Annotated in this window: 9 protein-coding genes; all 9 read right to left on the bottom strand. The window is 62.7% G+C overall.

Annotated features, from left to right (window positions below):
• Nucleotides 1-13: 13 nt before the first annotated feature.
• Nucleotides 14-3,586: a M10 family metallopeptidase C-terminal domain-containing protein gene (locus HOY34_RS02350; protein ID WP_172359723.1), complete on the bottom strand. Its 3,573-nt coding sequence runs from the start codon at nucleotides 3,584-3,586 to the stop codon at nucleotides 14-16.
• 48 nt (nucleotides 3,587-3,634) lie between these two features.
• Nucleotides 3,635-3,985, bottom strand: a complete 351-nt coding sequence (locus tag HOY34_RS02345) for a hypothetical protein (protein ID WP_172359722.1) — start codon at nucleotides 3,983-3,985, stop codon at nucleotides 3,635-3,637.
• 286 nt (nucleotides 3,986-4,271) lie between these two features.
• On the bottom strand, nucleotides 4,272-4,784 hold the full coding sequence (locus HOY34_RS02340; protein WP_172359721.1) for a hypothetical protein: 513 nt from the start codon (nucleotides 4,782-4,784) through the stop codon (nucleotides 4,272-4,274).
• A gap of 142 nt (nucleotides 4,785-4,926) precedes the next feature.
• Entirely contained in the window at nucleotides 4,927-5,979 is a 1,053-nt protein-coding gene (locus HOY34_RS02335) for an endonuclease/exonuclease/phosphatase family protein (RefSeq protein ID WP_172359720.1), read from the bottom strand.
• The gene (locus tag HOY34_RS02330; protein ID WP_172359719.1) at nucleotides 5,979-6,692 is read right to left on the bottom strand and encodes a molecular chaperone DjiA; all 714 of its coding nucleotides are present in this window, start codon (nucleotides 6,690-6,692) and stop codon (nucleotides 5,979-5,981) included. The genes HOY34_RS02335 and HOY34_RS02330 overlap by 1 nt, the downstream gene beginning before the upstream one ends.
• 108 nt (nucleotides 6,693-6,800) lie before the next feature.
• Nucleotides 6,801-8,288: a Ppx/GppA family phosphatase gene (locus tag HOY34_RS02325; protein WP_253944168.1), complete on the bottom strand. Its 1,488-nt coding sequence runs from the start codon at nucleotides 8,286-8,288 to the stop codon at nucleotides 6,801-6,803.
• 248 nt (nucleotides 8,289-8,536) lie between these two features.
• A complete protein-coding gene (locus HOY34_RS02320) occupies nucleotides 8,537-10,729 on the bottom strand; it encodes an RNA degradosome polyphosphate kinase (protein ID WP_172359717.1) in 2,193 nt (730 codons plus the stop codon).
• Nucleotides 10,730-10,820: 91 nt separating this feature from the next.
• Nucleotides 10,821-11,498, bottom strand: a complete 678-nt coding sequence (locus tag HOY34_RS02315) for a P-loop NTPase family protein (protein ID WP_366926900.1) — start codon at nucleotides 11,496-11,498, stop codon at nucleotides 10,821-10,823.
• The gene (locus tag HOY34_RS02310) at nucleotides 11,495-12,610 is read right to left on the bottom strand and encodes an AI-2E family transporter (RefSeq protein WP_172359716.1); all 1,116 of its coding nucleotides are present in this window, start codon (nucleotides 12,608-12,610) and stop codon (nucleotides 11,495-11,497) included. Before HOY34_RS02310 ends, HOY34_RS02315 begins: the two co-directional genes overlap by 4 nt.
• Between the last annotated feature and the right edge of the window lie 41 nt (nucleotides 12,611-12,651).

The following is a 12,651-nucleotide window of genomic DNA, read 5'->3' as shown; positions in this document are numbered from 1 at the left end:
AACGAAATGGGGCTCAGATCACGACGAAATCGGACAGAACCAGCGTCGTTCCCGCATTCAGCGTGGCAAATTGCCGGGCCGCCCCCGCGCCATTGCCGTCAGCATCATAGAAAAGCGCGCCGGTGGTCTGGTTGTAGATGATCCGATGCGCGGCAGAGGTGGCGGCGGCCCCGATGTGGAAGGCGTTTGCCGCCAGGGCCCCGACAGAGAGCGCGGTAAAGATCGCATCGTCCAGCCAGATGGAGTCATCCACTGATGAGAAATCGAGCAGCCGGTCGATATTGCTTACCCCGACAATCGGGCGGTCAAAGATGAAGACATCCGCCCCCGCACCACCATAGAGCATGTCATTGCCGTCACCGCCGCGGATGGTGTCATTGCCATCGCCGCCATAGATGGTGTCGTTGCCGCCATTGCCGCTGAGATTGTCATTCCCGGCCGCACCCCAAAGCGCATTGGCGGCATTGTCGCCGGCGATAGTGTCGTTGAACCTGGAGCCGAAGATATCCTCGATGCTGACGAAGGTATCGCCTGCGGCATCCCCGGTATTGATGGCTGGGTTCAGCAGGCTGACCCGAACCGCGCCCGCCGCATCGGAATATTGCGCCCGATCCCGGCCTGCGCCGCCATCCAGGAGATCGGCGCCAACGCCGCCTTGCAAGACGTCATTGCCGTCACCGCCGTAAAGCGAGTCATTGCCATTGCCGCCATAGATCGAGTCGTTGCCGCCCCGACCATAAAGCTGGTCATTGCCATTCAGCCCCCAAAGCCAGTTGTCGGCATTGTCGGCCAGCAGAATGTCATTGTGGGCAGAGCCGGCGAGATCCTCGATGCTGATATAGGTGTCGCCTGCGGCAAAGCCGGTATTGGCAGCCGGAGAGATCAGATCCACCCGGACGCCGGACGTCGCGTCATTATACTGTGCGCGGTCCCGGCCCGCGCCGCCATCCAGGCGGTCCGCCCCTGCGCCACCGACCAGGATATCATCGCCCGCATCGCCATAAAGGCTGTCATTGCCGGCCCGGCCCATCAGGAAATCGGCGCCGCCCGCGCCCCAGATCGCATTGGCGCCATTGTCGCCGTGCAGCGTGTCATTGTGGTTCGAGCCGTAGATGTCCTCTATGCTGACGAAGGTATCGCCTGCGGCAATGCCGGTATTGGTGCCTGGCAGCACCAGGTCAACCTTCACCCCGGTGGTTGCATCGTTATATTGCACCCGGTCGCGGCCCGCGCCGCCATCCAGGCGGTCAGCGCCCGCCCCACCGACCAGCGTGTCATTGCCGTCACCGCCATAGAGGCTGTCATTGCCGCCCCGGCCAAACAGGTAATCATTGCCGGAAAGGCCCCAGAGACCGTTTGCGAGATTGTCGCCCGACAGCGTGTCATTGTGGTTCGAGCCGGATATTTCCTCAACATTGACCAGAGTATCGCCTTGCGCAAAGCCGGTATTGCTGGTCGGCGCAATCATATCGACCCGCACCCCGGTGGTGGCATCGTTATATTGCACCCGGTCACGACCCGCGCCGCCATCCAGAAGGTCAGCGCCCGCGCCGCCGATCAGCGTGTCATTGCCGACGCCGCCATAAAGGCTGTCATTGCCGCCCCGGCCCATCAGGTAATCATCGCCAAGCCCGCCCCAGACCGCATTGGCGAGATTGTCGCCAATCAGCGTGTCATTATAGGTCGAACCCAGGATATCCTCGATGCTGACAAAGGTATCGCCTGCCGCAAAGCCCGTATTGCTGGCGGGCAGAACCAGGTCGACTTTGACCGCAGCTGTTGCGTCGGAGTATTCCACCCGGTCACGGCCTGTACCGCCATCCAGGCGGTCGGCCCCTGCGCCACCGATCAGAATGTCATTGCCCGCCCCACCATAAAGCGTGTCATTGCCGCCCCGGCCCAGGATCTGGTCATTGCCATTGCCGCCCCAGATGGCATTGGCGATATTGTCGCCCATCAATGTGTCATTATAGCCCGAGCCCTGCAGGTCCTCGATGCTGACAAACACATCCCCGGCGGCAAAGCCGGTATTGACCGCCGGAGAGATCAGATCGACCCGCACCGCAGCCGTCGCATCCGAGTAATCGGCCCGGTCGCGGCCTGCGCCGCCATCCAGACGGTCAGCGCCCGCGCCGCCGATCAGGATATCGTCGCCGCCACCGCCATAAAGCTGGTCATTGCCCGCGCCGCTGCGAATGACATTGGCGACGTTATTGCCATGGATCGTGTCATTGCCTGCCCCGGTGGTGGCATTCTCGATCACCGTGCCACGCGCGATCACCACATTTCCGACCACCCCGCCGATATTCGAGCGCTGCAGCTCGGTCAGGTTGACCAGCTGGTTCTGGCCAAAGACCGAGACATCCAGCGTGTCCGTGCCGCCGGTGTCATAGATGGTGAAGGCAAAGTCATTGCCGACATAGATCGCCGAATTCCGGGGGATGAGGCCGCCCCACATATTCAGCAGCAGCTGGAAATACCCGCCGACATTGCCACCCGGCCCCCAGACGGTATTGCCGGTCTGATAGCCAATCGAACCCGCCCCATAGAGGTTCTGGATCGCAATGATATCGGCTGGCATGATGGTTGCCAGATAGGCGAAATCCGACGGGTCGAAGGTGTTCACGCTCTGATCGAAATAGGACATGACCGACGACGACCAGCTGTCATTGTCATAAAGCCTGTGGCTGCTGCCCCAGTTGGCCGAGCCGTTATAGGGCCCGCCATGACCCAGCCCAAGCGCATGGCCGATTTCATGAATATAGGTCTGCTGCATATAGCTGTTCAGCGTCAGCAGATCCCAGCTGTCCTCAATATTGATGAAAGAGCGCAGGATCCGGTTGCCCGTGGTCTCAGACCAGGCATAGGCCCCGGTCGCATCTGCATCGTTAAAGGTCAGATCGGCCGCGACCTGGGTCGTCAGCTCATAGCTGCCGGTGCGGTTGCCGAAATCCCGGGCGACCAGATAATAGGTCCCCGAACTGCTGGCGGTGAAGGTGATATATTCGCCTGCGGCAGCGTTGCTGGGATCATCTGCCGAGGCAACCACCACGCCAAAGCTGTTGCGCAAATCCAGCACCGGGTCGATGGTCGAACCGCCCGCACGCGACAGCGAGAACATATAGGTCTGACCCGCAACCAGCGAGATGCGATAATAATCGGCATCGCCAACCGTGCCGATCGAGCCGCTGACCACCGTATTGGTGCCGATCGACGCCGCGCCGGCGGTCGAGCCGCTGACGTCAAAGGTCTCGGTGAAAGAGGTGGGGTTCGCGCTGACATCAACGAAATTGATGCCGGTCACCGCCGCCCAGACGTCAAGCGAGTATTCGACAATCCCCTGCGCCAGCGGCGAAAGATGCGAGGCGTTATAGGTGATCGTGCGTGTGGCGCCCAGGTCAAAGGCCCGCCACGAAGCGCCGTTGAAACCCCAGTATCCATTTGTCAGATAATTGGCGATCTGATCCCAGGTATAGGGCGCATTCACCCGGTCTGGCCCGCTGACGCCATTGCCGATCAATGTGCTGCCAGGCGCCAGATCGGTATGGCTGTCATAGCCTGCCAGCGCGTCAGAATTCGGGGTCATGCTGCAAATCGTGCACATATCAATTGCTCCGGTAAATCATCAGGTCACTCATTCCGGCATCGGCGTTTCCGCGAGGGCGCGCTGGAACAGGGACAATTGCATGGATGGGGTGACAGGGCGGTCCATCGCCGAAACAGCGGCGATGTCGCCAGAGATGCTTTGGCCGCTGCTGTCAGTCCAGACCAGCCGGATCGCGGTGCCAGAGCGGTTTGCCTGGGTGATCTGCAACAACAGCGAGGCCTGACCGGCGGCGCCGTTTATGTTGCCAGAGCTGTCGGAACGGGTGAACTCCTGCGCCGGATAGGCCTCTGCCAGCACCCGCATAAAGCCCTCGCAAACCGTCGCGGCCGCGTCACGATCAATGCCGGGCCCGGCATCACAGATCAGGGGATAGGTCATGGTCTGGGCCTTTGCAGGTGTGGTTGCCGGCGGAAATGGCAGCAGCATGGCCAGTGCGATCCCCAGCCCCCATGCTCTGCTGGCCACATAACTGTTCACCACAGGTCTCACTTTGCCAAAACGGGCGGAATCAAAAATTCAGTCGCAAATGCTTGCCGATCCGCAGAGGCGGATCAAGTCACGAATAACCTACACTTTGTTTACGAATTTTGTGAAACGAAAATTGCGGCGGGATGTCAGGCCGATGACGCAGCACCGGCCTGACATCCCGGGGATATTCGCAGGATTAAAGCTCGATTTCGTTTTGCGGGGGCGGCAGTTTCCCAGGCGCGGGCTGGCCGGGCCGGGGGGCAGCCTCGTCCGTGTCAGGATCAGAGCCCTCTGTCCCCGGCGCATTGCGCAAAGGCGCGTTGCGACGGATCAGGATATCGCCGTTTTCCAGCATCACCGGCATGTCGTAATTGCGCATATCCTCCATCATCCGCGCGACCTCGGCCAGTTGCGGGCCGATGGCCTGCAGCTGCGGGGCCAGATCCCGCAGGGCGCGGTCCATATCGGAAATCGAGGGCTCCAGCTCTGAGATCAGGCTGCGCAGCAAGAGGTTTGCCCCCTGTTCGATCAGCGAAAGGCCCTGATCTGCCTGGTCTTTTCCGGCCCCGTCGGCGACGGCTGGCGGCTCTGACACCTGGGCATGGGCGCGGTGATGGGGCAGCGGCAGGGGCGCCACCAGCAAAAGCGCGAAAAGCATCGCCATTCGCTTCATCGGAAAGAGGCGGCGCAAATAAAGGCGGGGCTGCATGGCAGTATCCTTCGCATCGGTGCAGGGTGCGGTCGCTCTGACTATGCAGACTATGCAGGCCCGGGCCTTTGCGCACAAATCACATGTTTCCGCATCGGCAGGAGATTGCGGCCCCGATTTAGCGCTCAGCTCAGCGCCGACCTTAAAGCGGCAGATCCACCGTCACCGGAAAATGGTCCGAGGCCTGCAAAAGCGCCTCGCTCAGATCGCGCTTGCCCAGGATGCGCGGGTCCTGGAAGGGGTGCCAGATCCGCCATTCGGGAACCGGCTTCATCAGCCCGGGCGAGAGCATGATGAAATCCAGCAGCGCCTCGAAATAGCGCTTTTGCGGCGCCAGCCAGAACCGCGCTGTGGTCGGGCAAAACCCCATCCGCGAGCACAGCGCCATATTGGCATGCGGGTCTTTCAGCCGCATCGCGGGATCGGCGTCCTGGCCCAGCACGATCTCGACCCCTGATTTTCCGAACAGCTTTTCGAACTCATCCAGGCCCGGGCCATCGTTGAAATCGCCCATCACCATGACATTCTCGCCCGCCTTCAGGATCTCATCGACGCGGGCGCGCAGCCAGATGCATTGCGCCAGCTGCTTGCGCCGGTTCTCGATCGAAATGCGGATCGCCTGGGCCTCATCCGTGGCGCCATGCGGGTTCTTCGACTTGGCGTGCACGCCGATCATCCGCATCCGGCGGCCGTCTTTCAGGGTGACCGCCAGCTCCAGCGGGGGTTTTGAAAAACGGATCGTGTCGGGGGCGCTGTCATTGTCGAGGTCATAGCGGAACACCCCGTCAAAGCGCGGCGAAAGCGGGCTGTCGCGCCGCCCCGTGGCCTCGCCCTGGGGGTCATGATGCGCGGTGATCCGGTCGGGGTCATAGAGGAAGGCGATCTCCTGCTCGGTCTCGGATGAAAACCCATGCACCGCACGGCGCGCCCGCAGCCCGAATTTCGCAGCGAACCCCTCAAGCGCGCGCACCGTCGAGCGGGTTTTGGTGGTATCCGGCCCCTCGATGATCATGATCCCATCGGCATCCAGCGCGGTGAACACAATCCCAAGCGCCCCCAGCTGGGTGCCCCGGCTGATCCCGTAGCGGGCCGAGGGCTGGTCATCCTCATAGCCCCGGCCCAGATCGTCAAAAAGCCGGTCGAACCATTCGACATTATAGGTGGCAATGCGCAAGACGGGCGGCGGGGCTGTCATCAGGCGGCCTTTTGGCCCGACAGCTCGGCCCAGGCGGCATTGATGGCGATCAGCCGCCGCTCGGCCAGATGGATCGCCTCGGGGGGCACGCCGCGGGCGGTCATCACATCGGGATGGGTGTCGCGCACCAGGCGCTTCCAGGCGGCGCGGGCATCTGCGATTTCGGTGCCATGCGGGATCCCCAGCACGTCATAGGGATCGCGCGGGGCCCCCTCGACCAGGCGGGCGCGGACGGCGTTGAAGCAGGGCTCATCCAGGCCGAAAATCCCCGCGACATGGCGCAGGAATTCATCCTCGCCGGGGTGGTAATTGCCATCGGCCAGCGCTACCTGGAACAGCGCCTCCAGCAGATCCAGCAGCACGTGATGGTCATCGGCGCAGAGCCTGCGCCCCTCGGGGTTGAAAAGCTGCGCGATTTTGCGGGCGTAATGGTCAAAACCCGCCACATCCTGGCGGGCCAGGTTGAACACATGGGCGGCGTGGCGCTCTTCGCCATCGGGCAGGGTGAAGATGCGGCGAAAGGCGGTGACCTCTTCGCGTGAGACCTCGCCATCGGCCTTGGCCATCTTGGCCCCAAGCGCGATCACGGCGATGGTGAACCCCACCGATTTTTCGGGGCTGGTCTGGCCGCGAAGCAGGTCGAAAACAGCAGAAAGCGGCTGGCCCTGAATCAGGGCGGTCAGGGCCTCGGAGATGCGGGTCCAGAGCGTCATACGCGAAGGATAACCCTGCAATCCTGGAATGTCGTGAACGATTACAGCCCGTTCACGACAATCTTATGCCGTTTTGTCAGGAATGGAGTGGGCCTCGGGTTTTTGCTCTCAGTCTTTGGCGCGGGTGATCTTCGGCTCGGCCTTCAGCGCCGTCACCAGCGAGGCAAACCGCGCCTGCGCCACCTCGCCAAAGAGATCATTGCCCTCGGGTGTCAGCTTCAGACCCAGGACGCGCTTTTTCGGCTGCCAGCTCAGCTCGCCTGCCTCAGCCGGGTCGCCCACCGCAAACATCGCGCCAAAGCGCATCGCCTTGCCCAGCACCTCGGCCAGTTTCAGCTCGGGGTCGGAAAGCAGCCGGAAAAGCGGCTCAAGCCGGCTGCCCGAGCGCGAGTTCTTATAGCGGTGCAGCAGCGCCAGCCCGATGAACACCCGGCCCGGATGATCCAGCGCCCCCAGATTGGCGCGGGTGACATTGTCAAAGCAGGCCTCGGCCCGGTAATCGGGATGCGCGCGCCAGGTGGTGTCATGCAAAAGACAGGCGGTTTTGATCAGGCGCTGGCGCTCTTTGTCCTCATTTTTGAACAAAGGCTGCAGGAATTCGTAAAGTTTTTTGCCAAAGCCTGGAATGCGGGCCTGATTGCGTTCGGCCATGCGGGCGGCCTCGATCAGCGGGTCGCGCTGGCGCAGGCGATCGGGCATCTGCTCATAAAGCAGGCCCTCGCGGATGCCATAGGCAGAGACGTCAATCTCTTTTGGTTTCAGCACTTTGATCAGTTCGCGCAGCACTTCGCAGGCCTGGGGGACCAGCTCCATCCGCTCGGCCGAGGTGCCGGTGCGCGAGCGCAGCACCGCCAAATCCGAGGCCGCGATCCAGTCCAGCGTATCCAGCAGGCTTTCGGGTGACATGCGGTATTCGTGCAAAACCAGCAGCGGATAATTGCGCCGCTCCATATCAAGGCGGGCGATCACCCGCCACGAGCCGCCGACCAGATAGATCCGCTCATTGCGCGAATTGATCTGCGCCTGGGCGTCTTTCAGCACCCGGTCGATATGGGCCTGGCGCTTCTTGGCGTTCCCTTCCAGCTGCAAAAGCCGGAACGGCCCCAGCTGCGTCGAGACACGTTTGCCGACCCGGCCATTGCCGATCCGCGCCAGCTCCATCGAGTTGCCGCCGATATCGCAGACCACCCCCGAGGCATCGGGCCAGCCCAAAAGCACGCCCTGCGCCGAAAGCCGCGCCTCTTCGGCGCCGTCGATCACATGCAGCTTCAGCCCGGTTTCGCGCAGAACCTCGGCCTGGAAATCGGGGCCGTCGCTGGCCTCGCGGGTGGCAGCGGTGGCGACCACGGTCAGCGGATCCGCGCCAAGCCCCCGCGCCAGCAGTGCGAAACGCTTCAGCGCGGCCAGCGCCCGCTTGCGCCCCTCGGGGTGCAGCGCGCCGGTTTCAACCAGGCTTTTGCCCAGGCCGCACATGATTTTTTCATTGTAGAAATAGGCCGGGCTGCGGGCGGCCCCGTCAAACACCACCATCCGAACCGAGTTCGACCCCACATCGACCACGCCAACCCGCGAAAGCGCCCTGGCGTCATTGTCCATGAAGAGGGGGCGGCCAAAGGGGGCCCATTCCTCTTCATAAAGCGCCTCTGGCGGCGGCTCAGCTGTCCGGCCAGCGTTCAGGTCATGCTGCGGGGTGGGCGTTTCGTCGGTGCTCATCGCATCTCCGGCCTTGGGTATTTCCGTTTTGTGGCAGCCAGGCGCTCAGGTCAACCATTCCCGGGTCTGAGTCCCCGTCTGAACCCCTGTCTGCGCTATCACGCCCCGCCTTTGTGCCCGGCGGGGCGCGATCAGCTGCGGGTGCTTTCCTCGTCGCGCGACGACAGGATGCGGGGCGCGTCTTTTGCCCCGGCGGTGCCCCGGCCCGAAAGCGAGGGGTTCTCCATGAAAAAGCGGTGACAGTTGAAGAGGTTGGCCTCGCCATTGCCCAGATCGCGCTGATAGCGGCCATCGGGCGAGAGCACCCAGCTTTGCGCCTCATCCGCGAGGTTTGCCGCCATGATCTGCGACAGGATCTGGCTTTTCACGGTAGGGTTCATGGTCTCGACCAGGGTCTCGACGCGGCGGTTGAGGTTGCGGCCCATCCAGTCGGCGGAGGAGATGAAGACCCGCGCCTTTTGCGCAGGCAGGCCGAATCCATTGCCGAAACAGACGATGCGCGAATGTTCCAGGAAGCGCCCGACGATGGATTTGACGCGGATATTTTCTGACAGGCCTTTGACGCCGGGCCTGAGACCGCAGATGCCGCGGATGACGAGGGAAATTTTCACCCCGGCCTGGCTGGCGGCATAAAGCGCGTCGATCACCTCGGGGTCGATGACCGAGTTCATCTTGGCCCAGATTTCCGCCGGGCGGCCCGCTTTGGCATGATCCGCCTCGGCCGCGATCAGTTCAAGAAGGCGCGGCTTCAGGCTGATCGGCGAGATCGCCAGGTTCTCCAGCCCCTGCGGCTGCACATAGCCCGAAAGGTAGTTGAACACCCGCGTCGCATCACGGCCAAGCGCGGCATCGCAGGTGAAAAGCGAAAGGTCGGTGTAGATCCGTGCCGTGATCGGGTGGTAATTCCCGGTGCCGTAATGGGTATAGGTGACGAGATTGTCGCCCTCACGCCGCACAACCGCCGAGATTTTCGCGTGTGTTTTCAGGTTCATAAACCCATAGACGACATGGGCGCCCGCGCGTTCCAGCCGGCGGCTTTGCCGGATATTCGCGGCCTCGTCGAAGCGGGCTTTCAGCTCGACCAGCGCGGTGACCGACTTGCCGCTCTCAGCCGCCTCGCACAGCGCCGAGACGATGGGGCTGTCCCAGGAGGTGCGGTAAAGCGTCTGTTTGATCGCCACCACATTCGGGTCACGCGCCGCCTGTTCCAAGAAGCGCACCACGGTGTCAAAGGTTTCATAAGGATGATGCAGCAGCATATCCTTTTGCTTGATCGCGGCGAAGATATTGCCGTCATGGTCGCGCACGCGTTCCGGCACGCGCGGCGTGAAGGACGGCCAAAGGAGTTCCGGGCGCGAGTTCAGCACCAGCGCCTTCAGATCGGCAATGCCGATCAACCCGCGAACCTCGATCACCTCATCCTCGTCGGCGTCGATCTCTTCCATGATCAGGGCGCGCAGTTCCGGCGGTGCACCTGCCGACATTTTCAGCCGGATCACCTCGCCGCGACGGCGGCGTTTCAGCGCGGTCTCGAACTCGCGCACGAGGTCTTCGGCCTCTTCCTCGACCTCAAGATCGCTGTCCCGCAGTACGCGGAAGGTGCAATGGCCGCGGTCTGAAAAGCCCGGGAACAGCATGTCGAGATGCAGCAGCAGCAGCTCTTCCAGCGGCAGGAAACGGTCCTGGCCCGGATTGCCCGGCAGCTGCACAAAGCGCGACACCTGCTGCGGGATCGGCAAAAGCGCATTCAGGCGGCGGCGGTCCGAGGTGCGCTCCAACTCGAGCGCCAGCGAAAAGCCGGTATTGGGGATGAAGGGGAAGGGGTGCGCGGGGTCAATCGCCAGCGGCGAAAGCACCGGGAAGACATTGGAAAGAAAGTATTCTTCCAGGAATTTCAGATCGCGCACATTCAGTTTCGAGCGCGTCAGCAAGACGATGCCGACCTCTTCCATCTCTGCGCGCAGCTTTTTGAAGGTGGTCTGTTGCACCTGCATCAGGCGTCGCGCCTCGGCGCTGATCAGCTCCAGCTGTTCGGCGGGGGTGCGACCATCCTCGGAGGAGACCGCATTCCCGGTGCGTTTCAGCGCCCGAAGGCCCGCGACGCGGACGGTGTAAAACTCATCCAGGTTGGTGGCAGAGATTGACAGAAAGCGCAGCCGTTCCAGCAAAGGCACGGCGGGGTTCGCGGCCTCTTCCAGCACACGCCAGTTGAAGGCCAGCCAGGACAGCTCGCGGTTGAAAAAGCGTTTCGGGCCGGTGATCTCATCCTCTGGCAGAGTGACAAGAGCGGGGGCTGCGGTTTTGAGAAAATCTGCCTGGGTCATGTCGCGGCTTATATGTCGGCGATTTGGGGAAGGGATGTGAAGTTTATGTAACTGTTTTGTAACCGATTGTGCCGCAATTCGCAGGCAGGCGCTATTCCGGCGGCGCTTCTTCCAGAATTTCGGCGGCAAGCCGCAACCCGGGGGCGCAGCCGCGCTGCAGGGTCAGCATATCCATCTGCTCGACCAGATGGCGGGCGGCATGGATCGAGCGGGGCATGCGGGCAATCGCCCAGGGGATCAGGCTGGCCGGGATCTGCAGCTGGCGGTCGGCAAACAGCTTGGCCAGCACGCCGCCAAGCAGCGCATCATCCGGGCCTTCGATACGGGTCAGGCCCGCTGCCTGCAGGCGCGACAGCAGATCGGGCAGGGTCAGACCCCAGTCGCGCGGCGGCGTTTTCGCGGTGATCAGCAGCCGCCCGGCAGGCAGAACCATATTGTGCAGATGGAACAGCGCGGCCTCTGCGGCGCGGTTGCCTGCGATGCGGTCGGCATCCTCGACCACCACCGCACCGCCAGCGGCCAGGGCCGTCAGATCGGCCTCGGTCAGATCTGTGGCCGCGATACGGGTGGCCCGGCAATCGGTGGCCCAGATATGGGCGAGGTGCGTTTTGCCTGCGCCCTCTGGCCCGACCAGCAGCATCTTGCCGCCGGGCCAGTCCTGCCAGCGGGCGGTCGCCTGCAAGGCCAGCGCCGTCGCCGGGGTCACGATGAAATCCTCACGCCCCAGCTTTTCCTGCGGCGGCAGGGCAAAGGCCAGCTGCATGCTCACGCGCGCTCTCCGTCGGTGGTGACGGGAAATTCTGGGATATCGGGTTCGGGCAGGTGTTCGGGTGGCTGTCCGGTGAACAGGGTGCTGCATTCATATTGCGCCACCCCAAAGCGCACCAGCACACCGATTACCGCCGCCACCGGCACCGCGACCAGCATCCCCACGAATCCAAACAGCGAGCCAAAGGCCGACAGCGCCAGCAACAGCCAGACCGGATGCAGCCCGACCGACTGGCCCACCAGCTTGGGCGACAGGATATTGCCCTCGACGAACTGGCCGACGGCGAAAATCGCCACCACCATTCCGATTGAGAACCAGTCGCCCCAGAACTGGAACAGCGCAAGGCCAATCGCCAGCGCCCCGCCAAACAGCGCGCCCACATAGGGGATGAAGGTGATCGTGCCCGCAATCGCCCCTACGATCATGCCGTAATTCAGCCCCGCCAGCATCAGCGCGATTGCGTAAAACGCCCCAAGGATGACGCAGACCATCACCTGACCGCGCAGAAATCCGGCCAGGGTATTGTCGATCTCGCGTGCGACTTGGCGGATCTTTTCGGCATGCTGGCGCGGCAGCAGTGCATCGGTGCGGGCAATCATCCGGTCCCAGTCCAGCAGCAGGTAAAAGGCCACGACAGGCGCAACCAGCAGCACAACCACCATCGAGACCGCGCCAAAAGCCGTAGAGATCAGCCCGCCCGCGACCTGGCCCCCCTGGGATTTCACCTGTTCGCCGATATCGGCCATGGTCTGGCGCAAAGTCGAGGTGCGGTCGGCAAGCTCGGGGAAGCGCTCGATCAGCAGGGTCTGCAGCCGCTTTGAGATCTCGGGCGCGGATTCGACCAGGGCTGTCAGCTGCTGGATCAGCGTCGGAATGATCGCCAGCACCAGCATCACAAAGATCAGCGCCGCCACCAGGCCAATCACCCCGGTTGCGGCTACCCTGGACAGGCCGGCCCGTTCCAGCCGGTCGGCGACCGGATCGAGGAAATAGGCCAGCGCTGCGCCCAGAATGAAGGGCAATAGCACATTGCCCAGCAGCCAGAGCAATAAAACCAGCACCACCGCAGCGATGCCCCAGTATTTGGCCTGTGTCTGGATCGGCAGCGACATGTCGGTCCTTTCGCGCTTTGATGGGTTGATATTGCCGCGCA

The organism is Pseudogemmobacter hezensis (assembly GCF_013155295.1).
GTDB classification, from domain to species: Bacteria; Pseudomonadota; Alphaproteobacteria; order Rhodobacterales; family Rhodobacteraceae; genus Pseudogemmobacter; species Pseudogemmobacter hezensis.
Note: the sequence above shows the minus strand (reverse complement) of the source record. Positions and strands in the feature narration are given on the sequence as shown.